Raw genomic sequence first — 25,911 nt, 5'->3', positions numbered from 1 at the left:
TTCTTCAGCCCATTCGTCAGATGCGACGGGAGAACCCGGCCCGACCACTCAGCTGACCAGCGCCGCCTCCCGCGCCGGTACGACGGCCGCCGGCCGGGCCCGCCGGGGCCAGGCCCGCTCGCCCAGCAGCACCAGCACCGCCGGGAGCACCACCAGCCGGATCACCGTGGCGTCGATGAGGATCGCGGCGGCGAGCCCGACGCCCATCATCTTCATCTCCATCATCGACAGCGTCGCGAAGATGGCGAACACCGACACCATCACCGCGGCGGCGCTGGTGATCACGCCGGCGGTGTCGGCGATGCCGCGGTGGACGGCGTCGCGGGCGGGCAGGCCGCGGTCGACGAGCTCGCGGATCCGGCTGAGGACGAAGACGTGGTAGTCCATGGACAGCCCGACGAGGACGACGAGCACGAAGATCGGGATCCACTCGATCACGAAGCCGGGGCTGGTGAAGTCGAGCAGGTCCGCGCCGACGCCGTGCTGGAACACGATCGACAGCAGCCCGAAGGCCACGCCGACCGAGGCCAGGTTGAGCACCGTGGACACCAGGCCGAGCAGCACGCTGCGGAAGGCCAGGACCATCATCACCATGGTCAGCAGCAACACGAAGCCCAGCAGCCACGGCATCCGCTGCTCCCGCAGGTCGTTGCGGTCCAGCGACTCGGCCGCGCCGCCCCCGACCGCCCACGAGCCGTCGGGGCCGAGCCGGTCCAGCGCGTCCGGCGCGAGCGTGGCGCGCAGCCGCTCGATCGCCGCGGTGGCGCGGTCGTCGGCCTCCTCGTAGGGCAGCGGCAGGTCGACGACCGACGTATCGCCGTCGGCGGAGGTGCGCACCTGGACCCCGTCGGTCGCGAAGCCGGCGCCGCCGGCCGCGGCGACCAGGTGCTCCAGTGCGGGCCGCGCCGCACCCGACGACACGCCGGTGACGACGACCTGGGCGGCGGTGCCCTCCGCGGGGAACTCCTGCGTGATCGCCCGCAGCGTCTGCACGGCGGGGATGTCGGCGGGCAGGGTCTCGATGCTGGCCTGGTGGGTCTTCATCCCGAGGGCGGGTACGGCGAGCGCGAGCAGCCCGGCGGCGGAGACGACCAGGGCGACCACGGGATGCCGCACCACCGGGCCGAGGACCCGGCCGCTGACCGTGCCCGACGGAACCCGGCGGGTGAGCCGCCACAGCAACGGCAGCCGCGGCCGGTCCGCCCAGCGCCCGAGCTTGACCAGCAGCGCCGGCAGCACGGTGATCGAGCCGAGGACCGCGACCGCGACGACCAGGATGGCGCCGGTGGCCAGGGAGTCGAAGGTGACGTCGGAGAGCACGAACAGCCCGGCCAGGGCGGCGATCACGGCGCCACCGGAGACCAGGATGGCGTGCCCCGAGGTCTCGGCGGCGATGGCGACCGCGTCGAGCGTCGTCCGGCCGGCGGCCCGCTCCTGGCGCTCCCGCTTGAGGTAGAACAGCGAGTAGTCGACGCCGACCGCCATGCCGATCAGCACGATCATGCTCAGCACCGTCGACTCGGCCGGCACCAGCCACGAGATGGGTGCGCTGATGCCGATCGTCGCGGCCACGCTGGTGGCGGCGAGCAGCACCGGCAGCCCGGCCGCGATCAGGGCCCCGAACGCCAGCAGCATCAGCACCAGCGTGATCGGCAGGCTGATGAACTCCGCCGAGTGCAGGTCCTCGCCGACCCGCTCGTTGATCGCCTCGTCGATGGTGACGTCGCCGGCCTGGGCGACCTCGAGGTCCGGATGGGCCCGCTGGACGGCGGCGGTCGCGGCGAGCAGGGGAGCGGCGTCGATCTCGTCGGAGGTCAGCTCGACCGGGACGAGCAGGGCCGTCCCGTCCGCGCTCGGTACGACGTCGCCGACGTCGGCCACGCCCGGCACGGTGCGCATCCGGTCGGCGAGCTCGGCCGTCGCGGCCCGGCCCGCCGCCGGGTCCAGCTCGCCGGACCGGGCCCGGACCAGCACGCTCTCGGAGGGCGGCGCGTCCAGGCCGGCCCGCTCGACCAGCGCCTCGGCGCGGCCGGACTCACCGATCCGGTAGTCGGCGTCCTCGACCTCGTTGGTCGACACGGTGGCGGCGAGGGCGACGGCGATCGCGACGAACGCCAGCCAGGCGCCGATCGCGCGCCACGGGTGGGTGGCGCTCCAGCGGGCGGCGCGGGTCGGCACCGCGCTCAATGAGAACGACATGGGGACTCCTGGGACTGAGGGAGAGGGTGGTCCCACCCTCCCGGCGCGGCACCCCGGGGGTCAGGGGTGGAGCGTCCCGTCCGGTGGTGGTGCCTGCACCCCTGTGCGCTCCGGAGCGGTCGGTCAGGATGGAGTCGTGCAGCCCGTCCCGACCCGACCCGCCGGCCCGCTCAAGGTCACCGGTGTCGCGCTCGCCCAGGTGCTGCTGTTCGTGCCGGTGATCCTGGTCTTCGTGCTCATCGTGGTGAGCAGCGTGCTCACCGTGGTCTGGGTCGGGATGCTGCTCCTGCTCGGCGCGCTGCCGCTCGGCCGGCTGATCGCCGACGCCCACCGGCGGATGGCCGCGGCGGTCACGGGCGAGCCGGTGCCGGCGCCGTACCTGCCGCTGCCGCCCGGCCCACTGCGCGCGCTGCGTGCCCGGGCCCTCGACCCGGCCAGCTGGCGGGACCTGCTGTGGATGCTGTGGGCGATGACCGGCGGCTTCGTGCTGTCGCTCCTGGTGTTCCTGCTGATGATCGCGGTGGTCACCCTGCCGCTGTGGCGCTACGGCGCCGTCCCGCTGATGCGCGCCCGCTCCTGGGTCGACCGCGCGATCCTCTCGCCGGGCCGCACCGAGGCGCTGGAGCGCCGGGTCCACGACCTCACCGCCTCCCGCGCCGTCGTCGTCGACCACTCCGCCGCCGAGCTGCGCCGCATCGAGCGTGACCTGCACGACGGCCCCCAGGCCCGGCTCGCCGCGGTGTCGCTCAGCCTCGGACTGGCCGACGACCTGTTCGAGACCGACCCGGCGGCCGCGCGCCGGCTGCTCAACGAGGCCCGGGGTACGTCGTCCACCGCGCTCGGCGAGCTGCGCGACGTGGTCCGCGGCATCCACCCGCCGGTGCTCGCCGACCGCGGCCTGACCGGCGCGGTATCCGCGCTGGCGCTGGACATGGCGGTGCCGGTCGAGCTCGCGCTCGAGGTACCGGAGCGGTTGCCGGCGCCGGTCGAGTCGGCGGTCTACTTCGCGGTCGCGGAGTGCCTGGCCAACACCGCCAAGCACGCCGGCGCCGCGCAGTCCTGGGTGACCCTGCACCACGACGGCGCCCTGCTGCGCGCCGAGGTCGGCGACGACGGCCGCGGCGGCGCCGACCTGCGCTCCGGCTCCGGTCTGCCGGGGGTGGCTGCCCGGCTCGCGGCCTTCGACGGCATCCTGTCGGTGTCCAGTCCCACCGGGGGACCGACCGTCGTGACCTGGGAGATCCCGTGCGCATCGTCCTCGCCGAAGACCACGCGCTCCTGAGAGCAGGCCTCAGCCAGCTCCTGGAGGCCAAGGGCTTCGAGGTGGTGGCCGCCGTCGACAACCTCACCGAGCTCGAGCGCGCGCTCGACGACCCGAGCGCCGAGGCGGCGGTGGTCGACGTACGGATGCCGCCGTCGTTCACCGACGAGGGCCTGCGCGCCGCCATCGCCGTCCGGGCCCGCCGCCCCGGCTTCCCGGTCCTCGTGCTCTCGCAGTACGTCGAGCAGCTCTACGCCCGCGAGCTGCTCGCCAGCGGCGAGGGCGCCGTCGGCTACCTCCTCAAGGACCGGGTCTCCGACGTCGGCGAGTTCGTCGACGCCCTGCACCGGGTCGCCGCCGGCGGCACCGTCCTCGACCCCTCCGTCGTCGCGGCGGTCCTCGACCGTCGCAAGGACACCCCCGTCGACCGGCTGACCGAGCGCGAGCGCGAGGTGCTCGCGCTGATGGCCGAGGGCCGCGCCAACGCCGGGATCGCCCAGGCGCTGGTCGTCACCGAGAAGGCGGTCGCCAAGCACATCAACAGCATCTTCGCCAAGCTCGACCTGCCCGCCGACACCGACGACCACCGGCGGGTGCGCGCGGTGCTGGAGTGGCTTCGCTTCTAGGAGACGGCCGACGGGACCGGCTCGACCGCGTCCGCCCGGGCCCGCTCGATCAGCCGCTCGTCGCGCCACGCCACGCGCCGGTCCCACTCCTCGAGCGGCAGCAGCGCGCGGCGCTGGGCCGCCACCGTGGCGACCAGGTCGGGCGTCCACGGGTCGTGCTGACCGCGCTCGCGCCCCATCCGCTCGTAGGCCGGACCCATCTTCTCGGCGTGCGCCTCGATCCCGCCGCGGGTGTTCAGGTCGACGGTCTCGAACGGCCCGATGACGCTCCAGCGCCGGCCCAGCCCGAGGGTGACCACGGCGTCCAGGTCGGCGACGTCGACCACGCCGTCGCGGACCAGGCAGTAGGCCTCCCGCAGCACCGCGCCCTGTAGCCGGTTGAAGACGAAGCCCTCGACCTCGCGGTGCAGGGCGATCGGGTGCAGCCCGGCCCCGGCGTACAGCTCGGCGGCGGCCCGGGTGATCGAGGGATCCGTCGCGGTGCTCGGCACCAGCTCGATGACGGGCAGCAGGTACGGCGGGTTGGCCGGGTGCGCGACCAGGATGCGGTCCGCGGCGCCGTTGCCTTCGGCGAGCAGGCCGGCCCGCAGCGCCGAGCTGGAGCTGGCGAGGGGCACGCCGGCACCGGTGAGCTCGGCCAGCCGGGCGTACAGCGCCTGCTTGACGTCGAGGCGCTCGGGCGCGCACTCCTGGACCAGGTCGGCGTCCTCGACGGCGACCTCGAGCCGGCCCACGAACGAGACCCGGCCGGCGACGGCCGCCGGGTCCTCGTCGAGCAGGCCGCCCCGGTGCAGCCGGTCCAGCCGGTCGTCGAGCTCGGTGGCCGCCCGGTGGCAGGCGTCCGGGAACGGGTCCCAGCACCGTACGTCCTGGCCGGCGCGGGCGAACACCACCGCCATGGCGACGCCGATCGAGCCCGCGCCGGCGATGCCGATGGTCATGTCCACCAGCTCCGGTCGCCGGCGATCCCGCGCTCGAGGATCCGCACGACGTCGGCCCGCTCGAGCTCGCGCGGGTTGTTGGCGGTCAGCCGGGTCGCGAGCATGGCCTGGTCCGCGACCTGCTCGACGTGCTCGGGGCGCAGGCCGAGGGCGGCCAGGTCGAGCGGGCAGCCGATCGTGGCGAGCAGCGACTCGATGCCCTCCACGGCGGCGTGCGCCGCCGCCTCGGCCGAGCCGCCGGCGGGGGCCACCCCGATCAGGTCGGCGACCTCGGCGAGCTCCTCGATCCGGGTCGGCAGGTTGAAGCGCAGCACGTAGGGCAGCAGCGCGCCGACCCCCAGGCCGTGCGCGCTGTGGGTGAGGGCGCCGATCGGCGACTGGATCGCGTGCGCGGCCGCCGTCCCGGCGGTGTTGATCGCGAGTCCCGCCGAGAACGCCGCGAGCATGGTGTCCGACCGCGCGCCGAGGTCGGCGGGATCGGCCGCCATCCGCGGGAACGCGTCGCGCACCAGCCGCAGCCCCTGACGTGCCCAGGTGTCGGCCAGCAGGTTCTTGCCGGCGTACAGGTGGGCGTCGAGATCCGCGCTGGTCGGGTTCTTGGCCCGCGCGGTGAACGCCTCGACCAGGTGGGTGAGCGCATCGGCGGCCGTCGCCGTGGTCAGCGAGGGTGGGCAGGTGAGGGTGAACTCGGGATCGATGATGGTGGCCGCCGCCTCGAGCCACGCGCTCGCGATGCCGACCTTCATGCTTCGCTCGTCGTCGTAGACCACCGAGATGCAAGTGGCCTCGGCGCCGGTGCCACCGGTCGTCGGCAGCGTGACGAGCGGCAGGCCCGCGGCCGGCACGACGTTCTCGCCGTACAGCGCGGCGACGTCGCCGCCTTGCGCGAGCAGGATCGCGGCGACCTTCGCGAAGTCGAGGACGCTCCCACCGCCCACCGCCACGACCACGTCGAACTCGTCGCCGTCGTGGGCGCGAGCCACCGCCTCGAGGTTCTGCCGGGGCAGGTCCGGCTCGACCTTCGCGTAGGTGGTCACCTTGGTGCCGGCCTCCTCGACGCCGGCGACCAGCTCCCGGTAGACCGGATCGGCGGCCATCCGCTCGTCGGTGCAGAACAGCGCCCGGCCGCCGTACGCCGGCAGCAGCCGGGCCAGGTGGTGCCGCTGCCCGGGACCGAACAGGACGGTGCCCGGCTGCCGGAGCAGGCCCAGTCGCAGGTCGTTCGTGGTCCGGACCGGCGCGCTCATCGCAGGCCGTCCTTGGACTCGTCGACGGTGATCGCGAGGTACTTGGGCTCCAGGAACTCGTGGATGCCGTCGGGCCCGCCCTCGCGGCCGAGACCGGACGCCTTCACGCCACCGAACGACGCGACCGGGTCGGCCATGATCCCGCGGTTGATGCCGACCATGCCGAACTCGAGGTGCTCGGCGATGCTCACCGCACGGTCCAGGTCGCGGGTGAACAGGTACGCCGCGAGTCCGTAGGTCGTGTCGTTGGCGAAGTCCAGCGCCTCCCGGACGCTGCCCACGCGGTAGAGGGCGGCCAGGGGGGCGAACAGCTCCTCGGTGCACAGCTCGTGGTCGCGGCTGGCGAGCGCCATCACGGTCGGCTCGTAGAAGTAGCCGTCGCCCGGGGCCGGCCGGCCGCCGGTCAGCACGTCGGCGCCGATCCCCCGGAACCGGTCGACCAGGTCGACCACCCGGTCGCGCTGGCGGCCGCTGATGATCGGACCGACCTCGGTGTCCTCGTCGAACCCGTTGCCGACCCGGAGGTCGCGGGCGCCGGCGACGAACTTCTCGGTGAACTCGTCGGCGATCGCCTCGTGCAGGATGATCCGGTTGGCCGCGACGCAGGCCTGCCCGGCGTTGCGGAACTTGCAGATCAGCGCGTGCTCGACGGCCAGGTCCACGTCGGCGTCGTCCAGCACCAGGAAGGGACCGTCGCCGCCCAGCTCCATCGACGCGTTGACGACGTTCGGGGCGGCCTGCTGGAGGAGCAGGCTGCCGACGCCGGTGGAGCCGGTGAAGCTGATCTTGCGCAGCCGGCGGTCGGCGAGGGCGGTCTCCGAGACCGTCGCGGAACGCGTCGTGTGCAGCAGGTTCACCACGCCGGCCGGGAAGCCCGCGTCCACCAGGGTCTGCGTGAACAGCGCCCCGGTGAGCGGCGTCTCCTGCGCCGTCTTCATCACCACGGTGCAACCGGCCGCGAGGGCCGCGCCGGCCTTGCGGGCCGACATCAGCAGCGGGAAGTTCCACGGGGTGATGAGCAGGCAGGGCCCGACCGGCTGATGGGTGGTGACCACGCGGTAGCCGCCGTTCGAGCCGTGCGCCCAGGTGCCGTGCAGGTGGGTGATCTGCTCGGCGTACCAGAGGAAGAAGCCGGCCGAGAGGTCGAACTCGGCCCGGGACTCGCTGAGCGGCTTCCCGCTCTCGGCCGTCATCACCCGGGCGAACCGCTCCCGGCGCTCGCGCAGCAGAGCGTACGCGTGGTGGAACAGGTCCGCCCGCGCCCGCGGCGCCCAGTGCGCCCAATCCTGCTGGGCGCGCACGGCCGCGTCCAGGGCGGCGCGGGTCTCGTCCGCACCCGCGTCGGCCATCCGGGCGATGACCAGCCCGGTGGCGGGGTCGGTCACCTCGAACGAGCCGCCCGGGTCGCTCCAGGCGCCGTCGATGTGGAGGCCGGTCGGCACGTCCGCGGCGGCCGACAGTCCCTGCGGTGCCACGGTCTCGGCAGTGGTCATGGGTTCTTCCTTCCTGGTGCGGGCCAGCCCGCGGGTGCGAATGGGTGGGGCGGTTCAGCGGGCGGTGTAGCCGCCGTCGATGGGCAGCGCGACGCCGGTGACCCACGATGCCTCGTCCGAGGCGAGGTACAGGACGCCATAGGCCACCTCCTCGGGGCGACCGAGCCGGCGCAGCGACTGATGGGTGGTGTTGACCTCCTCGTAGGCCGCGATCCCGCCGGGGAAGTCGGCCGCGATGCCCTCGACGAGCGGGGTCAGCACGGTGCTGGGGTGCACGCTGTTCACCCGGATGCCGTACTTGCCGTACGTCGCCGCGTCCTGCCGGGTCTGCATGGTGACCGCACCCTTGGCGACGTGGTACGCCGTGAACTCGTCGTTCCCGCGCAGGCCGTAGATCGAGGAGAAGTTGACGATGCTGCCGCCGCCCTGCTCGATCATGTACGGCACGGCGTGCTTGGTGCCCCACAGCACGCCCTTGACGTCGATCGCGAACAGCGCGTCCCACTCGGCCTCGGTGAGCTCGTGCGTGGGCTTGTCGGGGCCGATCACGCCGGCACAGTTGACCAGGATGTCGATCCGGCCGTGCTCGGCGACCACGTCGGCCCAGGTGCGGGCGACCGCGGCCTCGTCGCTCACGTCGAGCGGCCGGAAGCTCGCCCGGCCGCCGGCGTCGCGGATCGCCGCGGCGGCGGCCTCGCCCTCCCCGGCGTCGATGTCGGTCAGCGTGACCACCGCGCCCTCGCGGGCGAACAGCTCGGCGGTCGCGCGGCCCATGCCCATGGCGGCGCCCGTGATGACGGCGACCTTGTCGGCGACCCTCACGCCGGGACCACCTCGGCGTCCTCGGCGTGGACCCGGTCGTTGAGGAAGGACACGTAGCCCTCGGCCTCCGCCTGGCCGCAGTAGTCCTGGTAGACCTGCCCGCCGCCCATGTACACCTGGAACGCGCGGCCCTTGCCCGGGACGTTGTGGCCGAGGAACCAGGCGCCGGCCTTCTCGCCCTCGGAGCACATCACGGTCGCCTCGCCTGCCCGGTTGGTCTCGTCGAGCCACCACTGCTCGGAGGCCGCGGTCGCCTCGATCCGCGGCACGTCGTTCTCCCGCGCCCAGACCAGCAGCCGCTGCAGCCACTGCGCGCCGAGCTGGATCGGGACCGGCAGGTTCGAGTACGGCGTCTGCGGGCCGAGCGACATGAAGAAGTTCGGGAAGCCGTGCACCGAGATGCCCAGGTTGCTCCGCAGGCCCTCGCGCTCCCACTTCTCCCGCAGGACCAGCCCGTCCCGGCCCACGATGTCGATCGTGGTGAGGGTGCCGGTCATCGCGTCGAAGCCGGTCGCGAAGACCAGCACGTCGAGCTCGTACTCGGTGTCGCCGACGACCAGGCCCCGCTCGGTGATCGCCGAGATCGGCGTCGACTTCACGTCGACGAGGTGCACGTTCGCGCGGTTGAAGGTGTCGTAGTAGTGGTGGCCGGTCGGCACCCGCTTGCCGTTGAACGAGTAGTCCTTCGGGCAGAGCAGGTCGGCGACGGCCGGGTCCTGGACGATCTCGCGGATCTTGGAGCGGATGAACTCCGAGGCGAGCTCGCTCGCCTCGTGGTTGGTGGCGAGGTCGTTGAAGCACTCGTTGGCGAAGTGGAAGCCGCCCTCCTGCCACTTGCTCTCGAACACCGCGCGGCGCTCCTCCGGCGTGGCCTCGAGCGCGCTCTTCTCGGCGTACTCCATCGCGACGCCGAACGGGTGAGCGGCGGCCTGCGCGAAGATCTCGTCGTAGTGGTCGCGCACGTACTGCATCCACTCCGCGTCGACCTGCTCGTTGTTGGTCTCGACGACGTAGTTGGGGGTGCGCTGGAAGACGTAGAACTCCTCGGCCTGCTGGGCGATCACCGGAACCGCCTGGATGCCGGAGGCGCCGAGGCCGATGATGCCGACCCGCTTGCCGCGCAGGTCGACGCCCTCCCGGGGCCAGGAGGCGGTGTGGTACTTCTCGCCGGCGAAGGAGTCGACGCCCGGGATCGCCGGGTAGATCGGCTGGGAGAGCACGCCCATCCCGCTGACCAGGTAGCGCGCGGTCTGCCGGGTCCCGTCCTCGAAGTCGACCACCCAGCGGTTGCCCGCCTCGTCGTACGCCGCCCGCGAGACGCGCTTGCCGAGCTCGATGTCCTTGCGCAGGTCGAGCCGGTCGGCGATGAAGTTGAGGTAGCCGAGCACCTCCTTGCCGCTGGGGTAGCGCTCGGTCCAGGTCCACTCCTCGCGGACCTCCTTGGAGAAGGAGAACGAGTAGTAGTGGAACTCGCTGTCGGTTCGCACACCCGGGTAGTTGTTGATCCACCAGGTGCCGCCGATGCCGTCGGTCGCCTCGACCACGTGGGTGGCCAGGCCCGCCTCGCGGAGGTGGTGGAGCAGGGCGAGGCCGGAGAAGCCGGCGCCGATGACGAGCGCGTCGTGGTCGACGGTGAGGTCGGTGCTCATTGCTGTGATCCTTCGGGTTCGGGAGTGGTCGGTCAGGCGGGGAGGCCGGCGCGGTACCAGGCGGCGATCGCGGCGATCTCCTGGTCGGCGCGCTCGGTGCGGCCCGCCAGGAAGGGGAAGACGTGCTGCTGGCCCTCGCCGATGGAGAGGGTCACGTCCACGTCGTGCTTGCGGGCCAGCTCGTCCAGCCGGACGCTGTCGTCGAGCAGCGACTCGACGGAGCCGGCGCAGACGTAGAGGCGCGGGAAGCCGGTGAGGTCGGCGTACAGCGGGTTGGCCAGCGGATCGGTCGGGTCGCCGATGCCCCCGAGGTAGCGGTCGATGTTGGCCTGCAGTCCCTCGCGGGTGATCAGGAAGTCGGTCGCGTCGTTGGTGTCGAGGGTGGCGCCGGTGTTCTCCATGTTCAGCCAGGGCGACATGGTGATCACCTGGCGAGGCAGCGGCTCAGCGGCCTGGAGCAGGCGGAGCGTGGTGGCGATCGCCAGGTTGGCGCCGGCCGAGTCGCCCACGATCGTGGTGCGCTCGGGGGCGCGGCCCTCGGCACGCCACGCCGCCAGCACGGCGAGCGCGTCCTCGATGGCCGCCGGGTAGGGGTGCTCCGGGGCCAGCCGGAAGTCGGCGACGAACACCGGCGCCGCGCAGGCCCGGGCCAGGTGACCGCCGAGCTTGCGGTGCGAGGCCGAGGAGCCGAGCGCGAACCCGCCGCCGTGCAGGAGCAGCAGCACCTCCTCGGACTCCACGCCGACCGGCTCGGCCCAGATCCCCGGGACGCCGCCGACGGCGGCGTGGCGGTAGGTGACCCCCTCGGGCTCGGCCGTGGCCCGCTGCCAGTCGTCGAACATGATCCGCAGCAGCTGCAGCGACATGTCGGGGTGAGCCTGCATCTCGTCGGCCCACTGGGCGTAGATCTCGCCGAGGAGGTCCTGCGGCACCGGTTGCGTCATCGCTGACGTCTCCTTCCGAGGGATGGGTGTCCCCCTCGACCGGCGTCCTGACCGGGGCCGGGAGGGAGGTGGCGATCGGCCACGTCCTCACCTTGAACGGCCGGGTCGTCGCGATGCGAGGTCTGTCGCAGATTGCGACAGTCCGGTCGCAGAGTGACGCGGCTCACTGCCCTCCGGACGCCCAAGACTCCCGGTTCAAGGAGGTGCTGTGACGGACGGCACCCACAGACAGGGCGGACTGATCACAGATGCAGGTGAGCAAGAAGGGCCTTCTCGCGCTGGCGGCGACCGCGGCGCTGGCGACGGCGTGCTCGAGCGGGGCGCCGTCGGGGGCGAAGAGCTCCAAGGACGCGGTCGAGGGCCAGCAGGTCGGCGTCGTCGGCACCCAGGACCAGATCCAGGACATCAGCGAGTTCTGCGGGGACGACGACATCACCGTCGCCCTCGCCGACGGCTTCGGCGGCAACTCGTGGCGCAAGATCACGCGGGCCGTGTTCGAGGCCGAGGCCGCCAAGTGCGACAACATCACCAAGGTCCTCTACACCGACGCGCAGGGCGACACCCAGAAGGCGATCGCCGACATCAACTCGCTCGTCGCGCAGGGCGCTGACGTCATCGTCACCTTCGTCGACGGCGGCGAGGCGCTGCTGCCGACGATCAAGAAGGCGACCGCCGCGGGCGTCGAGGTGGTGCCCTTCGTCGGCTCGCCGGGCGGCGAGCCGGGCAAGGACTACGTCGACTTCGTCTCCGAGGACATCGCGACGTACGGCGAGAACCTGGCGGCCTGGACCATCGAGAAGATGGGCGGCAAGGGCAACCTGGTCATGCTCGGCGGCCTGCCCGGCAACTCCTACTCGCAGGGGGTCTACGACGGCGTCGTCCGGGCCGTGAAGGAGCACCCCGACGTCACCCTGCTCAACACCGACGGCCCGGTGAGCACCGACTGGGAGCCCGGCAAGACCCAGCAGGTCGTCGCCGGCCTGCTCACCAAGTACGACTCGATCGACGGCATCGTGGCCGACTACGGCGGCGGCTCGGTCGGCGGCATCCGCGCCTTCCTCGCGGCCGGACAGCCGCTGCCGGTCTGGTCGGCCAACGACTCCAACGAGTTCGCCTGCCTGTGGTACGAGCACGCGAAGGCACAACCGACCTTCCAGGTGGCGACCGAGTCCTCCCGCAACTGGGTGGTGAAGGTCGCGCTGCACAAGGGCCTCGCCGCCCACAACGGGATCCTCAACGAGGAGCCGTCGACGTACAACCTCGAGATCATCGAGGACTCGACCGACCCCGCCAAGGCGCCGAAGTGCGAGGACTCCCTCCCGCCCGACGCCATCCTCTCCTCCGGCCTGACGGTCGAGGAGCTCCAGGCGCTCTTCGACTGAGCGACCGACCCGACCATCCATCCACCGCCGGTCCGGACGGCCACCACCGTGTCCGGACCGGCGGGTCCAGCACACCCAGGAGCACCCATGTCCCGACTCACTGGCAAGGTCGCCATCGTCACCGGCGCGGGACGCGGCATCGGCCGGTCCATCGCCGAGGTCTTCGCCCGCGAGGGCGCGAGCGTCGTCGCGACCAGCCGCGGCAGCGACGCGGACCAGCTCGGCGGCCGTCCCGGCCTCGAGTACCAGCAGCTCGACGTCGCGAAGGACGCCGACTGGCAGCGCGTCGTCGCCGACGTCCTCGACCGCCACGGCCGGATCGACGTCCTGGCCAACAACGCCGGCATCATCACCTACCAGCCGGTGCACGAGCTCACCGTCGAGGACTGGGAGCGGGTCGTCGCCATCAACCAGACCGGCACCTGGCTCGGCATGCGCGCGGTCCTCCCGGCCATGCTCGGCCAGGGCAGTGGCTCGATCATCAACGTGTCCTCGATCTGGGGATCCGCCGCCGTCGCGGGTGGGCACGCCTATCACGCCACCAAGGGCGCGGTGCGGAACATGTCGAAGAACGCGGCCATCACCTATGCGCAGAACGGCATCCGGGTGAACTCGCTGCACCCGGGCTTCATCAGCACGCCGCTCACCGACGCCCAGGACCCCGAGGTCAACGACTACGTGGTCGGCCAGACGCCGATGGGCCGTGCCGGGAAGCCGGAGGAGATCGCGCAGGGTGCGGTGTTCCTGGCCAGCGACGACTCCAGCTTCATGACGGGCGCGGAGCTCGTCATCGACGGCGGGTACCTGGCGCAGTGAGCACCGCCGGCATGGAGGGAAGCACCGCGATGACGGTGCAGGAGGTCCCGGTCCCGACCGGCCCGGGCACGACGGGCGCCCCGGCCGGGCACGCCCTCGAGCTGCGCGGCATCGGCAAGCGCTTCGGCGCGGTCCGGGCGCTCGCCGACGTCGACCTCGTCGTCGACCGCGGCGAGGTGCACGCGCTGGTCGGCGAGAACGGCGCCGGGAAGTCGACGCTGATGGCGATCGCCTCCGGGGCGCTCGCCGCGGACGACGGTGAGGTCGTCATCCTCGGTGACGAGCTGGGTCACGCGTCGCCGGACCGGGCCCGCGAGCTCGGTCTGGCCATCGTGCGCCAGCACCCGGCGCTGCTCCCGGACCTCACCGTCGCCGAGAACATGGCGGTGGGCGTGGGCTTCGCGAACGGAGGCGTCCGCGGCGCCGTCGCGTGGAGCCGGGACCAGCTGGCGCCGTGGGGCATGGACATCGACCCCCGGGCCCGCGTCCGGGACCTGCCGATCGAGCAGTGGTTCGTCATCGAGATCGCCAAGGCGCTCGCACTGCGGCCGAAGGTGCTGGTGCTCGACGAGCCGACCGAGCACCTCAGCCTCGACGAGGTGCGGCTGCTCTTCCGGCGGCTGCGTGAGGTGGTCGCCGACGGCACCGCCGTCGTCTACATCTCGCACCGGATCCCCGAGGTCAAGGAGATCGCGGACCGGATCACGGTGCTGCGCGACGGGCGGACCCGGGGCGTCCACGCCGCCGCGACCGTCTCGGAGGACCAGATCGTCGAGCTGGTCGTGGGCCGCGCCCTGGAGACGGTCTTCCCGCCGAAGGGGTCGGTCGTCGGGTCCGTCGGCACCCGCGAGCAGCTCGTGGTGGAGGGGCTGGGCGGCGACCGGTTCCAGGACGTCTCGTTCACCGTCCGGGCCGGCGAGGTGGTCGGCCTGGCGGGCGTTCAGGGCAACGGCCAGGCCGAGCTGCTGCGCGCGATCGCCGGGCTCGAGGCCAGCCGCGGCACGGTCCTCGTCGACGGCCGGGCCGTACGCCGGGGCAGCACCGCCGCGGCCCGGCAGGCCGGCGTGGTCCACGTGCCGGCGGACCGGCACGAGGAGGGTGTCTTCCTGCCCCTCTCGGTCGCGGAGAACACCGTCGCCGCCACGCTCGACCAGGTGAGCACCGCCGGACTGGTGCGCGGTCGCGCCGTGGCCGCGCGGGCCGAGGAGCAGCGGGCGGCGCTGGGCATCAAGACCCCGTCGGTCGACGCGCCGGTCGCCTCGCTGTCGGGCGGCAACCAGCAGAAGGTGGTGCTGGCGCGCACCGTGCTCGCCGGCCCGGGCGTGCTGCTCGCGGAGGAGCCGACCCAGGGGGTCGACGCCGGTGCGCGCGTCGACATCTACCGGATCCTCCGCTCGCTCGCCGACGACGGCGCGGCCGTCGTGGTGCTGTCGTCGGACGGCGTCGAGCTCGAGGGTCTGTGCGACCGCGTGCTCATCGTGTCGCGGGGCAGCGTGGTCAAGGAGCTCACCGGCGCCGAGGTCACCGAGGAGGCGATCGCGCACGCCGCCCTGACGGCGACGACCGTGCGGGAGCGTGCGGAGGTGGACCCGCCCCGCCGTGCGGGCTGGCGACGGCTGCTGGCGAGCGACCACGCACCGGCGGCGGTGCTGGTCGGCGTGATGGCCCTGCTGGGTCTGGTCGTGGGCGCGCAGAACTCGTCGTACTTCTCCTCGTTCAACGTCTACAACCTGCTCTTCATGGCCGCCCCGCTGGTCCTCGTCGGAGCGGCGCAGCACCTCGTGGTGCTCACCGGAGGCATCGACCTCTCGGTCGGCCCGTTGATGGGACTGCTCGTCGTGGTCGGCTCGTTCTGGGTCGTCGACGGCGGGAACCCGGGCCTCGGCCTGCTGCTCATGGCCCTCACCGGGCTCGCGGTGGGGCTGGTCAACGGCTTCCTGGTGGCGGTCCTCGGCGTCGACGCGGTGGTCGTGACCCTCGCGGTGTTCATGGCGCTGCAGGGCCTCTACCTGACCCTGCGCGAGGTGCCCGACGGCATCGTCGCCGAGGGCTTCGCCACGCAGGTGATGGCGCGCTTCGGGCCGCTGCCGGTCGCGATCCTCGCCGCCGCGGCCGTCGCGATCGGCCTCGAGGTCGCGCTGCGGCGTACCCGGTGGGGCGTGGCGTTGCGGGCGACCGGCTCGCGCCGCGAGGCCGCCGAGAGCATCGGTGTGCGGACGGTGCGGGTCCAGCTCGGCGCCTACGTCCTCGCCGGCGCCCTGACCTGCGCGGCGGCGGTGCTGCTGATGGCCCAGATCGGCATCGGGGACGGCCGGCCCGGGGTCGGCTACACGCTGTCGTCCGTCACCGTCGTGGTGCTGGCCGGCGCGAGCGTCTTCGGCGGGCGCGGCTCGTTCCTCGGCGTGCTCGCGGCGGGCCTGCTCGTGCAGCAGCTGCTCTCCGCCTCGCCGTTCCTGCAGCTCCCCCAGGCCTGGAGCTACCTGCTCCCCGGCCTGGTCATCCTCGCCGCGGCCGTCCTCTTCGGCCGCCTCCAGCACGCACGGAAGGCGTGAGCATGGACCTCACCTCCCCATCGACCCCGTCGACACCGTCGACCCCGGCGCTCCGCGACCTGGGCCGCCGGCTCCTCACCGCGGGCCCGGCCACCATCGTGGTCGCCACGGTCCTGCTGTTCGTGGTGTCGCCCCTGGTCGCGCCCGGCAGCCTCGCCTCGGCGCCGCTGCTGAGCATGCTGCCGTTCGCCGCGGTGCTGGCGATCGCCGCGGCCGGGCAGACCCTCGTCGTCCAGCAGCGCGGCCTGGACCTGTCCGTGCCCGGGATGATCGCGCTGGGCGCGGTGCTGTGCACCGCCCTGCCCCAGCAGCACGGCTGGCCGCTGGCCCTCGCCGTCGTCGCCGGCGCGCTCGGCCCGGCAGTGGCGGGCCTGGTGACCGGAGTGCTGGTCACCCGGTTCGCGGTGATCCCGCTGATCGCGACCCTCGGTCTCAACGCGGTGCTGCTCGGGATCGTGTTCGCCGTCGCGGACGGTACGCCGGCCGGCGCGGCCCCGGCACTCAACCAGTTCGCGCTCGACCGCACCCTCGGCGTACCCAACACGGTGCTGGTCGCCGTGCTCGTCGTCGGCGTCGTCGGCGTGGTGATCGGCCGCTCGACCAGTGGGCGCCGGCTGACCGCGGTCGGGGTCAGCCCGCGTGCCGCCGAGGTGATCGGGGTCCGGGTCGGGCGCTACCAGCTGCTCGCGTACGCGAGCGCCGGCGCCTGCTACGGGGTCGCGGGGGTGCTGCTGGCCGGGTACACCAAGACGCCGCCGCTGTTCCTGGGCGACTCCTACCTGCTGCCGACCGTGGCCGCGGTCGTCCTCGGCGGGACCGCTCTGTCCGGCGGGGTCGCCAGCGTGGTGGCCTCCGGCGTCGCCGCGCTCTTCCTCACCCAGCTCGGCCAGCTGCTGCGGGCCCTGGGCTGGTCGGACTCGCGTCAGCTGGTCGCGCAGGCAGCGGTCCTGCTCCTCGTGGTGCTGGGGCGGGTGCTGGTGCCGATGCTCGTCGCCGCCTGGCGTCGGCGGCTGACCGACCGGACCGCTGCCGTGCCGGCCTGACGTCGGCCCGGGCGTCAGCCGATGAGCCGGTAGGACTTCATCTTGCGGTAGACCGTGGCCCGTGACACGCCGAGGATCTCGGCGGCACGGGCCCGGTTGCCGCCGGCCTCCTGGAGCGCCTGACGGATGGCGCGGACCTCGACCTGCTCGATCAGGGTCAGCCCCGGGGCGCTCTCGCGCAGCGCCGCCGGCAGGTCCGCGATCCCGACCGGACCGGTCTTGCCCGACCGGGCGAGCCGGGAGACCAGCAGCCGCAGCTCGGTGAGGTTGCCCGTCCAGTCGTGGCCGCGGAGCAGGTTGAGCGCCTCGGGACGCAGCACCATGCCGGCGCCCGGGGCGTGGACCCGGGCGAAGGAGTTCCACAGCTCCGGGAGGTCGGCCGCACGCTCGCGCAGAGCGGGGACCCAGACCACGCGGCCGCCACCGAGGCGGACCGCGAGCTCCTCGGCCTCGGCCGGCTCGCCCGCCGACACGGTGACCACCACCGACGGCGCCGCCTCGGCGTGGGTGAGCAGCGAGCGGAGCCCGGCGAGCGCGGCCCGGTCGAGGGTCTCGGCCCCGTGGACCACCAGCCGCCGCGACCCGGTGAGGTGCTGGGCGATCCCCGCCAGCCAGGCCTGGGTCCCGACGACATGGCTCTCCGCCGCGTCGACCACGACGTCCGAGGGCTCCGCCGGGGGCGAGCCGACCGAGTTCCACGGACGCCCGGTGGCGACCGACATCTTGCCGGTGCCGGGCTCGCCGGCGATGACGAGCGGGCCGTCCTCGTCGCGGGCGCGCGCGACCTGCTGCAGGACCGCGAGCCACTCCGGCGTACGGCCGACCAGGCCGAGGCTCGGCAGCGCCGCCGGCGCCGCGCTCCGGGCGGCCCGGCCGGCGTGCTGGGGCGTCTCGAGAACCACCGCGACGTGGTTGTCGTCGGCGAGGGTGGTCAGCTGCAGCTGCAGGCTCTCGGTGGTCACCCGGGTCGGGAGGCCCTGCGGCGCGCCGGCCTCGCGGCACGCCTCCTGGATCTCCTCGAGCTGGGCCGGGCTCAGCTTGCTGGCGAGCGCGTTCTGGATGACCAGGCCGTTCTGCCCGACGGCGACGACCGGCTCGGAGTAGCGGCGTACGGCCTGGATGAAGCCCTCGAGGACCTGGCGCGACGCCGGGGTCTCCACGTCGAGGATGTGCTGCCGCAGCCGCTCGACGATGGTCTGGAGCAGGGGGCGGATCAGCTCGGTGCCGGGGCTGATGTCGGAGGAGAGGGTTACCGAGCCGAGCAGCGATCCGGTGATCGGGTGCAACAGCGGGGCGCCGGTGCACACCGCGCGCTGGTAGAAGTCGGCGAAGTGCTCCGCGCCGCGGACCTGGACCAGGCTCCGGGTGGCGAGGGCGGTGCCGACGCCGTTGGTGCCGACCGAGTCCTCGGAGAGCACCGAGCCCCGGAAGGTGCCGACCTTGTCGAAGTGCGCGCTCGCGGTCCGGTCGGCCACCCAGCGCTCCAGGATCCGGCCGTTGGCGTCGGACAGCAGCAGGCCCAGGCCGGTGCCGTCGAGGGTGTCGGCGAACCGCTGCAGAGGACTCCGCATCATCTCGAGCAGGTGGGCGTCGAGGAGCTCCTCGCCGACGTGGGGGACGTCGCGCACGTTGGCGGGGACGCCGAGGGCGTCGCGGGAGCGGCGCCACGAGTCGATCAGGGCCGGCGCGGGGACGGCGGACTCGGCGGGCTCGTTGAGCACCGCGTCCTTGGCCGCCGCCAGCGCGTCGGGTGCGGGCTGGTCCGGCACGACCGCCTCCTATCTCGCTGCGTCCAGGCGTCCGGCCTCCGCTTTCGGAGCGGTGGGCGCGGTCCGAGATGGACAGCCGTGACGACTGTCACCATAATCGTCATACCGTCATACGATCAAGGCTCGTACGTGCGGGTCGTCACATTCGGGAGGACAGCGATGATCACGGTCCCGGCCGCACCCGTCCGCCAGGAGGTGGTCCGGGCGGTCCGCCAGGACATCGTCCAGCTCGAGCTGCGGCCCGGCCAGCGGCTGGCCGAGCCGATGCTCTGCGAGCGCTACGGCGTCTCCCGCACGGTCGTGCGCGAGGCGCTGCGGCAGCTCGAGTCCGAGGGCCTGATCACGCTGCTGCCCAACCGGGGCGCGATCGTCACCCTGCTGACCCGCTGCGACATCATCGCCATGTACGAGGTGCGCGCCTGCCTCGAGGGCCTGATGGGGGAGTGCTTCGCCGCCCGGGCCGGCGACGAGCAGGCCCGGGGACTGGTCGCCCACCTCGAGCGGATGGACCGCGAGTTCCTCCCCGGCGACCTGGCCACCCGGATCGTGCTCAAGGACGAGTTCTACGAGCGGCTGCTCACCGGGGCCGACAACGAGGTGCTCCGCGAGAACCTCGAGCGGATCCACCTGCGCATCGGCATCTTCCGCCACTTCGCCTTCACCGACGACGAGCGGGTCCGGCTCTCGCTCGACGAGCTCCGGCGCATCGTCGACGCCGCCGCCGTCCGCCGGGACCCCGACGACGCCCGCGCGGCCTGCGCCGCCCACATCAGGCGCGCCGGCGAGCTGGCGGTGGCCGAGTACGAGACGCGCACCCCGCCCCTGCTCGCGACGGGCGGCTGAGGGCTCCGCGACGCCCGGACGCGATACTCGACCCATGAACCCGGTCGACATCGCCGAGCCGCTGCGCTCCCGCTGGAGCCCGAGCGTCTTCGACGCCCGCCACGAGCTCACCGCCGCCGAGATCACCCGCCTCCTCGAAGCCGCGCAGTGGGCGCCGAGCTCGGGCAACCGGCAGCCCTGGCGCTTCGTCGTCGCGCCGCGCGGCAGCGCCCAGCACGCCGCCTTCGTCCCGCACCTGAGCCGCGGCAACTCCGGATGGGTGCCGCGCGCGTCCGTCGTCCTGCTGTCGGTGGTGATGCTGGGCCAGGACGGGGTCGAGCTCAGCGACGTGCTCATCCCCACCCACGACGTGGGCCAGGCCGCCGCCCACCTCACCCTGCAGGCGCGGGCGATGGGGCTGCACGCCCACCAGTTCGGCGGGTTCGACCACGACGGCGCGGCCGAGGCGCTCGGGATCCCCGACACCGCGCGGCTGCTCGCCGGCATCGCCGTCGGCGTGCGCGGCAACCCGGCCGAGGTGTCCGAGCGCGACGCCGAGCGCGACCACCGCGAGCGGCAGCGGCGCCCGCTCGCCGAGACGGCGTACGGCGCGTGGGGGGAGGCCTGGCCCGGCCTCACCCCGTCCGGCCCGACGGTGGCCGACCGCGGCTGACCGCGGCTGACCGCGGCTGACCGGGCCCGCGCTCGGGTCGTGCGTGCCAGACTTCCCGCATGACCTCCCTCCACGACTTCAAGGCCACCGCGATCGACGGCCAGGAGGTCGACCTGTCGTCGTACGACGGCTCGGTCGTCCTCGTCGTCAACACGGCCTCGAAGTGCGGGTTCACCCCGCAGTACCAGGGCCTGCAGGAGCTCTACGACTCCTACGGCGACCGCGGCTTCACCGTGCTCGGCTTCCCGTGCGACCAGTTCGCCCACCAGGAGCCCGGCACCGACGACGAGATCGCGGCCTTCTGCGAGCGCAACTACGGCGTCTCGTTCCCGATGTTCGCCAAGATCGACGTCAACGGCAAGGAGGCCCACCCGCTCTACCAGTGGCTGAAGAAGGAGCAGGGCGGGCTGATCGGCGGCGCCATCAAGTGGAACTTCACCAAGTTCCTGCTCGGCCGCGACGGCCAGGTCCTCGACCGCTACGCGCCGACCACCGAGCCCGCCAAGATCTCCGGCGACATCGAGCGGGCCCTGGGCTGACCCGGCCCCAACTGGCTCTCGATTTCCGCCGACCCGGCAGAAACTGCACGCGAAAACGCGCCGACCCGGCGCGAAAGTGGCTTTTTCGCGCCGGGTCGGCGGGTTTGCGGCGCTACTTCGCGCCGGGTCGGTCAGACACCAGCCAGCCGCTTGTCCTCGTCAAGGTCGTCACGACCCGCGCCGACGTGCACCGGAGCCGAGTCGCGCTCGAGGGACTCACCCTCGACGTCGACGTTCGGCAGGATCCGGTCGAGCCACTTCGGCAGCCACCAGGCCTTCTCGCCGAGCAGGTAGAGCACCGACGGGATGAGCACCATCCGCACCACGAAGGCGTCGAAGACGATCGACACGGCGAGCGCGAAGCCCATCGACTTCACGACCGCGGTGTCCTCGAGGATGAAGCCGGAGAACACGGCGATCATGATCGTCGCGGCGGCGGTGACCACCCGGGCGCTGTTGCGGAAGCCGTCGATGACCGCCTCGTGGGTGGGCAAACCGTGGACGTGCGCCTCCCGCATCCGGGTGACCAGGAAGACCTGGTAGTCCATGGCGAGGCCGAACACCACGCCGATCAGGAAGATCGGCATGAAGCTCACGATCGGCTGGCCCTCGAACAGCCCGAGCGCGCCCTCCTGGAAGATCGCGACGGTCGCGCCCAGCGTGGCCAGCACCGAGAGCAGGAAGCCCAGGGTGGCGGTCAGCGGGATCAGGATCGAGCGGAACACCAGCACCAGCAGCACGAACGCCAGGCCGATCACGACGGCGAGGTAGATCGGCAGTGCGCCGTTGAGCCGGTCGGAGACGTCGGTGGTGATGGCGGTCAGGCCGGTGACGCCGACGACGGTGTCGGTCTGGCTCTCGATCCGGCTCTGGCCGTCGCGCAGCGCCTGCAGCAGGTCGAGGGTCTCCGGCTCGTCGGGGCCCGAGGACGGCACGATCTGGATCATCGCGCCGGTGCCGGTGCCGACCGGTGCGCCGGACGCGTCGCGCTCGGCGTTGGTCGCGACCAGGTCGGCGCTCTTGACGTCGTCCTGGCCCGCGGCCCACTCGACCACCCGGTCGAAGGCGGCCTGGCGCTGGTCGTCGTCGGCGATCTTGCGGCCGTCGACGACCACCAGCAGCGGACCCTCGCGGCCGGGGCCGAACGCCTCGGTCATCAGGTCCGACGCCTTGCGCTGCGTGGTGTCGGTCGGCGAGGTGCTGTCGGTGGGGAAGGCGAGGTACATCTGCGAGATCGGAGCGGCCAGCGCCCCCAGCAGTACGACGACACCCAGGGTCCACGCGACCGGAGCCTTCGCGAGCAGCTGCGCCCAGCGCACGCCGTTGTTGTGCACCCGGCCGTGCTCGTCGCGCTTCGGGTCGTACCTGCGCACCTGGCCGGCGAAGGACTTGGACTTGGTCAGGCCGAGCAGCGCGGGCAGCAGCGTGAGCGCGACCAGCACCGCGACGAAGACCGTGGCGGCGGCCGCGAGGCCCATGGCGGTCAGGAACGGGATCCGTACGACGGCCAGCGCGGAGAGCGCGATGAGCACGGTGAGGCCGGCGAAGACGACCGCGGAGCCGGCGGTGCCGACGGCGATGCCGGCGGCGTGGGCGCGGTCCTTGGTGTGGTGCAGCTCGGTGCGGTAGCGGGCCAGGATGAACAGGGTGTAGTCGATGCCGACGGCGAGGCCGATCATCGTGGCCAGCATCGGGGTGCTGGAGCCGATGTCCATCAGCGCGGTCATGGCGGTGATGCCGGTCATGCCGAGACCGACGCCGAACACCGCGTTGAGCAGCGGCATGCCGGCGGCCATCAGCGAGCCGAAGGTGAGCACGAGGACGACGAGCGCGATGCCGAGGCCGATCAGCTCGGCCGAGCCGCCGGGCGGCTCCATCACGGCCATGCCGGGACCGTTGGCCTCGGCGACCAGGCCGGTCTCGGCGGTGGTGTCGGCGAGCAGGTCCTCGAGGTCCTCGATGGTCGTGGCCTTCAGGTCGGACGGCGAGTCGACGTCCCACTCGAAGGACAGGGTGCCGATCCGGCCGTCGTCGGAGAGGGTGGAGAACGCGGCGGGCATCCCCTCGGGCGCCGGCGCGGGGGCGACCAGGCCGGGGTTGTCGTTGCCGGTCTGCGGCAGCGTCGGGACGCCGTCGATGAGGTCCTGGATGGCCGTCTGGTACGCCGGCTCGGCGAGGGTGTGGCCCTTCGGCGCGGCGACGACGATGTTGACCGACGCGTCGTCGAACGCGTCGCCGGACTCGGGGAACAGCTCCTGCTGGATGTCGGCGGCCTTCTCCGAGGGGATCCCCGGGATGGAGAAGGCGTCGGTCATCGGCTTGGAGAAGGCGGCCGCGAGGCTGCCGAGGACGACGGCGACGAGCAGCCATCCGGCGATGAAGAACGGCCACCGCCGATAGGCGGTCGAGCCGATGCGGTAGAGCAGGCGGGCCATGGTGGGGTCTCCTGATGGGGATGGACTGCGGCCGGGGTCTCCGGTGCAGGGCGGGGCGGGGGAAGGGGGTCAGGCGAGAGCGGTCCGCGCGTCGGCGATGGTCGCGTCGAAGTGCTCGGTGAAGGTCCGGCTCGGGTCGTCCGAGGTCCGGTCGAGGGCGTTGTCGAAGAAGGTGAGCATCAGCTTGAGCAGCAGCCGCGCCTGTTGGGCGGGATAGTCGTCGCCCTCGCGCTGGCGCACGCACTCGACCAGGCCGGTGGCGGCCTCCTCGAGTCGGTCGTGCACCAGCACCAGGAGCCGGCTGTCCTTGACCACGGCCTCGCGCAGCAGGGTGATCATCCGCTCGTCGTCGGTGCGGTCCTTGATCGCCTCGTGGGCGAGCAGGATCAGGTCGTCGAAGAGTCGGCCGGTCGGCCCGCCCGCGATGAAGGCGTCGACATGGGCCTGGTCGACCTCGATCCCGGGACCGAGGACGACGTCGGCCTTGCCGTCGAAGTAGTTGAAGACGGTCCGGCGGGACACGTCGGCCGCGAGGGCCAGGTCGTCGATGGTCCAGCCGTCGAAGCCGCGGTCGAGGGTGAGCTCCAGCCCGCACTGCTGGAGACGGAGGGCGGTCTGGTACCGCTTGAGCTCGCGTCGGTTGATGCACGGGGCGGACATGGAGTGCATCTTTGCACTATCGATCCGCTTGGTGCAACTTTGTGACGGGCGTCACGCGGCGCCGACGCCGAGGTGGGCCCGGGCCGACGGCGTACCGCGCCCGACGATGGCGGGCGCCTCGCGGACCAGGTCGTCGTCGGTGAGCGCGGCGACCATGAACAGGGCGTAGTCGGAGCGCATGGTCCGGTTGCTCGCCAGCACCGGGTCGCCGACGTGTGGAGCCCACAGCGGCAGGCCCTCGGAGGGGCCCTCGGTCAGGTCGCTGCCGCGCACGACAGTCCAGGCGGTGTCGCTGGCGAAGATCGCGTCGCAGGCGCGCACCTGGTCGTCGATGTCGGCGAACCGGACCGCGCGGGCGAGCACCGTCATCGCGCGCACCAGCAGCCGGAACCGCCGGGTGTAGCGGTCCTGGCCGTCGCGGGTGATGTGCCAGCCGCAGGAGAAGACCAGGCGGGCGCCCGGCTCGGCCTGGTCGAGCACCGCCCGCGCGGTGCCGGAGGAGTAGTCGTGGACGCCGAACGGCACGAGCACGGTGAGCACGCCGTCGCACCCGGCGATCGCGCGCCCCACGACCGCGCGGTCGTCGGTGCGGCCGGGTACGACGGTGATCCGGTCGGCGAGGTCGGCCAGCTTGCCGACGCTCTCGGGGCGGCAGACCGCGGTGACGTCGTACCCGCGCTCGAGGCAGTGGCCGATGAGGTAGCGGCCCAGCTTGCCGGACCCTCCGATGATGGCGACCTTACGCATGTAAGGGAACCTAGCAGCCGACCTTACACGTGTAAAGTGCCGCGGGTGCCCCGCTCCCGGACCCCGCTCTCGCCCGAACGGATCGTGGTGGCGGCGGTCGAGGTCGCCGATCGCAGCGGCCTGGCCGCGGTCAGCATGCGCAATGTCGGCAAGGCGCTCGGCGTCGAGGCGATGTCGCTCTACCACCACGTGCGGGACAAGGAGGCGCTGCTCGACGCGCTCGTGGAGTGGGTCTTCGGTGGCATCGACCTGCCCGAGCCCGACGAGCCCTGGCGCCCGGCGATGTACCGCCGGGCCGCGTCCGCGCGCGACCGGCTCGCGGCCCACCCGTGGGCGATCGGCCTGATCGAGTCGCGGTCGGCGCCCGGCCCGGCGCTGCTGCGCCACCACGACGCCGTCCTCGGCAGCCTGCGCCGTGGCGGCTTCTCGGTCGCCGACGCGGCCCACGCGTTCTCGGTCATCGACGCGTACGTCTTCGGCTTCGTGCTGACCGAGGTGAACCTCCCGTTCGACTCGCCGGCCGAGGTCGAGGAGATCGCGGAGGGGATGATGGCGACCATGCCCGAGGGCGACTATCCCCACCTGGTCGAGCTGATCACCAGCCACGCGCTCCGGCCCGGCTACGACCACCGCGCCGAGTTCGGCTTCGGTCTCGACCTCATCCTCGACGGGCTCGCCCGGCTCGTGGAGGCGTGAGCGGTCGCACGGTTTGCCGACGGCCTGTCCGGATACGATCCCGGGACCTTCCCCGTCCGACCGGAGCCCACGTTGACCGTCTTCCTCGTCCTCGGCATCGCCGGGCTCGTCGTGCTCGCCCTGTCGCTGGTCGCCGGCGACCTGCTCGACGGTGCCTTCCAGGCACTCGAGGCCGACTGGATCTCCAGCGCCGCGATCGGCGGCTTCGTCTCCGCGTTCGGCTTCGGCGCGGCCGCCTCCGACGGCGCCGGCCTGCCGCTGCCGGCGTCCCTGGCGATCGGCGGCGGCGCCGGCGTCGTGGTCGCCTGGTTCGCGCTGTGGCTGACCCGTCTGGTCAAGGACGGCCCGAGCGACGGCACGGTCGCGATCGCCGACGCGGTCGGCCAGGTCGCCCGGGTCGTCACCGACATCCCCGCCGACGGGTACGGCGTCGTCCGCGTCGTCGTCGGCGGCCACACCCTGCGCTTCAACGCCAGCGCCCACCGGCCGATCGAGGCCGGCGCCGAGGTCAACGTGATCGGCGTACTGTCCCCGACCGCGGTCAGCGTGACCGAGGTCTGGCAGGCCTGACCTCCCCCGATTCCCACACCCAACG

At 72.9% G+C, this 25,911-nt stretch carries 22 protein-coding genes; 11 read left to right on the top strand and 11 right to left on the bottom strand.

Going from position 1 to position 25,911, the window contains the following annotated elements:
- Positions 1-48: 48 nt before the first annotated feature.
- Positions 49-2,199 (bottom strand): MMPL family transporter, encoded by a 2,151-nt coding sequence (locus JOD66_RS12285; RefSeq protein WP_239545214.1) that lies wholly within the window; start codon positions 2,197-2,199, stop codon positions 49-51.
- 136 nt (positions 2,200-2,335) lie between these two features.
- Between JOD66_RS12285 and JOD66_RS12280 the strand changes: the two genes are divergently transcribed.
- Together JOD66_RS12280 and JOD66_RS12275 are read left to right on the top strand one after the other, a co-directional pair.
- Positions 2,336-3,481: a sensor histidine kinase gene (locus JOD66_RS12280; RefSeq protein ID WP_204837157.1), complete on the top strand. Its 1,146-nt coding sequence runs from the start codon at positions 2,336-2,338 to the stop codon at positions 3,479-3,481.
- Entirely contained in the window at positions 3,445-4,086 is a 642-nt protein-coding gene (locus JOD66_RS12275; protein WP_204837156.1) for a response regulator, read from the top strand. Before JOD66_RS12280 ends, JOD66_RS12275 begins: the two co-directional genes overlap by 37 nt.
- Here JOD66_RS12275 and JOD66_RS12270 read toward each other — a convergent pair.
- Genes JOD66_RS12270 through JOD66_RS12245 form a run of 6 tightly spaced genes read right to left on the bottom strand, consistent with a single transcriptional unit; the run spans position 4,083 to position 11,182 of the window.
- Positions 4,083-5,027, bottom strand: coding sequence for a 3-hydroxyacyl-CoA dehydrogenase (locus JOD66_RS12270; protein ID WP_204837155.1), 945 nt, complete (start codon positions 5,025-5,027; stop codon positions 4,083-4,085). The genes JOD66_RS12275 and JOD66_RS12270 overlap by 4 nt on opposite strands.
- A complete protein-coding gene (locus JOD66_RS12265; protein WP_204837154.1) occupies positions 5,024-6,274 on the bottom strand; it encodes an iron-containing alcohol dehydrogenase in 1,251 nt (416 codons plus the stop codon). Before JOD66_RS12265 ends, JOD66_RS12270 begins: the two co-directional genes overlap by 4 nt.
- Positions 6,271-7,767, bottom strand: coding sequence for an NAD-dependent succinate-semialdehyde dehydrogenase (locus JOD66_RS12260; protein ID WP_204837153.1), 1,497 nt, complete (start codon positions 7,765-7,767; stop codon positions 6,271-6,273). Before JOD66_RS12260 ends, JOD66_RS12265 begins: the two co-directional genes overlap by 4 nt.
- A gap of 54 nt (positions 7,768-7,821) precedes the next feature.
- Positions 7,822-8,589, bottom strand: coding sequence for an SDR family NAD(P)-dependent oxidoreductase (locus tag JOD66_RS12255; protein WP_204837152.1), 768 nt, complete (start codon positions 8,587-8,589; stop codon positions 7,822-7,824).
- On the bottom strand, positions 8,586-10,238 hold the full coding sequence (locus tag JOD66_RS12250; protein ID WP_204837151.1) for a flavin-containing monooxygenase: 1,653 nt from the start codon (positions 10,236-10,238) through the stop codon (positions 8,586-8,588). Before JOD66_RS12250 ends, JOD66_RS12255 begins: the two co-directional genes overlap by 4 nt.
- Before the next feature lie 32 nt (positions 10,239-10,270).
- Positions 10,271-11,182 carry an alpha/beta hydrolase gene (locus tag JOD66_RS12245; protein WP_204837150.1) on the bottom strand — a complete coding sequence of 304 codons (912 nt, stop codon included), beginning with the start codon at positions 11,180-11,182 and terminating at the stop codon, positions 10,271-10,273.
- A 248-nt stretch (positions 11,183-11,430) separates the two neighbouring features.
- Between JOD66_RS12245 and JOD66_RS12240 the strand changes: the two genes are divergently transcribed.
- From JOD66_RS12240 to JOD66_RS12225, 4 genes are all read left to right on the top strand, one after another.
- A complete protein-coding gene (locus JOD66_RS12240) occupies positions 11,431-12,564 on the top strand; it encodes a substrate-binding domain-containing protein (RefSeq protein ID WP_204837149.1) in 1,134 nt (377 codons plus the stop codon).
- Positions 12,565-12,651: 87 nt separating this feature from the next.
- A complete protein-coding gene (locus JOD66_RS12235) occupies positions 12,652-13,380 on the top strand; it encodes an SDR family NAD(P)-dependent oxidoreductase (protein ID WP_204837148.1) in 729 nt (242 codons plus the stop codon).
- A gap of 11 nt (positions 13,381-13,391) precedes the next feature.
- The gene (locus JOD66_RS12230; RefSeq protein ID WP_204837147.1) at positions 13,392-15,932 is read left to right on the top strand and encodes an ATP-binding cassette domain-containing protein; all 2,541 of its coding nucleotides are present in this window, start codon (positions 13,392-13,394) and stop codon (positions 15,930-15,932) included.
- Between the two features lie 2 nt (positions 15,933-15,934).
- Positions 15,935-16,975 carry an ABC transporter permease gene (locus JOD66_RS12225; protein ID WP_204837146.1) on the top strand — a complete coding sequence of 347 codons (1,041 nt, stop codon included), beginning with the start codon at positions 15,935-15,937 and terminating at the stop codon, positions 16,973-16,975.
- A gap of 14 nt (positions 16,976-16,989) precedes the next feature.
- Here the strand turns inward: JOD66_RS12225 and JOD66_RS29485 are convergent, their stop codons facing one another.
- Positions 16,990-18,744 carry a sigma-54-dependent Fis family transcriptional regulator gene (locus JOD66_RS29485; protein ID WP_204837145.1) on the bottom strand — a complete coding sequence of 585 codons (1,755 nt, stop codon included), beginning with the start codon at positions 18,742-18,744 and terminating at the stop codon, positions 16,990-16,992.
- Positions 18,745-18,903: 159 nt separating this feature from the next.
- Here JOD66_RS29485 and JOD66_RS12215 point away from each other — a divergent pair, with 159 nt between their 5' ends.
- The 3 genes from JOD66_RS12215 to JOD66_RS12205 are packed head-to-tail and all read left to right on the top strand — an operon-like array spanning position 18,904 to position 20,778.
- Positions 18,904-19,587 (top strand): GntR family transcriptional regulator, encoded by a 684-nt coding sequence (locus JOD66_RS12215; protein ID WP_204837144.1) that lies wholly within the window; start codon positions 18,904-18,906, stop codon positions 19,585-19,587.
- Positions 19,588-19,621: 34 nt separating this feature from the next.
- Positions 19,622-20,239, top strand: coding sequence for a nitroreductase family protein (locus tag JOD66_RS12210; protein WP_204837143.1), 618 nt, complete (start codon positions 19,622-19,624; stop codon positions 20,237-20,239).
- A 59-nt stretch (positions 20,240-20,298) separates the two neighbouring features.
- Entirely contained in the window at positions 20,299-20,778 is a 480-nt protein-coding gene (locus JOD66_RS12205) for a glutathione peroxidase (RefSeq protein ID WP_204837142.1), read from the top strand.
- A gap of 131 nt (positions 20,779-20,909) precedes the next feature.
- On the opposite strand, the gene JOD66_RS12200 is transcribed toward JOD66_RS12205, so the two are convergent.
- From JOD66_RS12200 to JOD66_RS12190, 3 genes are all read right to left on the bottom strand, one after another.
- Positions 20,910-23,213 carry an MMPL family transporter gene (locus JOD66_RS12200; RefSeq protein ID WP_204837141.1) on the bottom strand — a complete coding sequence of 768 codons (2,304 nt, stop codon included), beginning with the start codon at positions 23,211-23,213 and terminating at the stop codon, positions 20,910-20,912.
- A gap of 69 nt (positions 23,214-23,282) precedes the next feature.
- Positions 23,283-23,873 carry a TetR/AcrR family transcriptional regulator gene (locus JOD66_RS12195; RefSeq protein ID WP_204837140.1) on the bottom strand — a complete coding sequence of 197 codons (591 nt, stop codon included), beginning with the start codon at positions 23,871-23,873 and terminating at the stop codon, positions 23,283-23,285.
- 51 nt (positions 23,874-23,924) lie between these two features.
- Positions 23,925-24,620, bottom strand: coding sequence for an NAD(P)-dependent oxidoreductase (locus JOD66_RS12190; RefSeq protein WP_204837139.1), 696 nt, complete (start codon positions 24,618-24,620; stop codon positions 23,925-23,927).
- Between the two features lie 45 nt (positions 24,621-24,665).
- On the opposite strand from JOD66_RS12190, the gene JOD66_RS12185 reads away from it, so the two are divergent.
- A complete protein-coding gene (locus JOD66_RS12185) occupies positions 24,666-25,316 on the top strand; it encodes a TetR/AcrR family transcriptional regulator (protein WP_307823469.1) in 651 nt (216 codons plus the stop codon).
- A 72-nt stretch (positions 25,317-25,388) separates the two neighbouring features.
- Positions 25,389-25,886 (top strand): NfeD C-terminal domain-containing protein, encoded by a 498-nt coding sequence (locus tag JOD66_RS12180; protein ID WP_204837138.1) that lies wholly within the window; start codon positions 25,389-25,391, stop codon positions 25,884-25,886.
- The last annotated feature ends 25 nt before the right edge of the window (positions 25,887-25,911 follow it).

This window comes from Nocardioides nitrophenolicus (genome assembly GCF_016907515.1).
GTDB lineage: Bacteria > Actinomycetota > Actinomycetes > Propionibacteriales > Nocardioidaceae > Nocardioides > Nocardioides nitrophenolicus.
The sequence above is the reverse complement of the archived record's forward strand: the minus strand, read 5'-3'. Positions and strand labels throughout refer to the sequence as shown.

Bases quoted from the DNA above. Each gene is read 5' to 3' on its own strand.
- JOD66_RS12285 (WP_239545214.1), bottom strand. From the start codon at position 2,199: ATGTCGTTCTCATTGAGCGCGGTGCCGACCCGCGCCGCCCGCTGGAGC.
- JOD66_RS12270 (WP_204837155.1), bottom strand. From the start codon at position 5,027: ATGACCATCGGCATCGCCGGCGCGGGCTCGATCGGCGTCGCCATGGCG.
- JOD66_RS12265 (WP_204837154.1), bottom strand. From the start codon at position 6,274: ATGAGCGCGCCGGTCCGGACCACGAACGACCTGCGACTGGGCCTGCTC.
- JOD66_RS12260 (WP_204837153.1), bottom strand. From the start codon at position 7,767: ATGACCACTGCCGAGACCGTGGCACCGCAGGGACTGTCGGCCGCCGCG.
- JOD66_RS12250 (WP_204837151.1), bottom strand. From the start codon at position 10,238: ATGAGCACCGACCTCACCGTCGACCACGACGCGCTCGTCATCGGCGCC.
- JOD66_RS12245 (WP_204837150.1), bottom strand. From the start codon at position 11,182: ATGACGCAACCGGTGCCGCAGGACCTCCTCGGCGAGATCTACGCCCAG.
- JOD66_RS12240 (WP_204837149.1), top strand. From the start codon at position 11,431: ATGCAGGTGAGCAAGAAGGGCCTTCTCGCGCTGGCGGCGACCGCGGCG.
- JOD66_RS12235 (WP_204837148.1), top strand. From the start codon at position 12,652: ATGTCCCGACTCACTGGCAAGGTCGCCATCGTCACCGGCGCGGGACGC.
- JOD66_RS12230 (WP_204837147.1), top strand. From the start codon at position 13,392: ATGGAGGGAAGCACCGCGATGACGGTGCAGGAGGTCCCGGTCCCGACC.
- JOD66_RS12225 (WP_204837146.1), top strand. From the start codon at position 15,935: ATGGACCTCACCTCCCCATCGACCCCGTCGACACCGTCGACCCCGGCG.
- JOD66_RS12215 (WP_204837144.1), top strand. From the start codon at position 18,904: ATGATCACGGTCCCGGCCGCACCCGTCCGCCAGGAGGTGGTCCGGGCG.
- JOD66_RS12210 (WP_204837143.1), top strand. From the start codon at position 19,622: ATGAACCCGGTCGACATCGCCGAGCCGCTGCGCTCCCGCTGGAGCCCG.
- JOD66_RS12205 (WP_204837142.1), top strand. From the start codon at position 20,299: ATGACCTCCCTCCACGACTTCAAGGCCACCGCGATCGACGGCCAGGAG.
- JOD66_RS12200 (WP_204837141.1), bottom strand. From the start codon at position 23,213: ATGGCCCGCCTGCTCTACCGCATCGGCTCGACCGCCTATCGGCGGTGG.
- JOD66_RS12195 (WP_204837140.1), bottom strand. From the start codon at position 23,873: ATGTCCGCCCCGTGCATCAACCGACGCGAGCTCAAGCGGTACCAGACC.
- JOD66_RS12190 (WP_204837139.1), bottom strand. From the start codon at position 24,620: ATGCGTAAGGTCGCCATCATCGGAGGGTCCGGCAAGCTGGGCCGCTAC.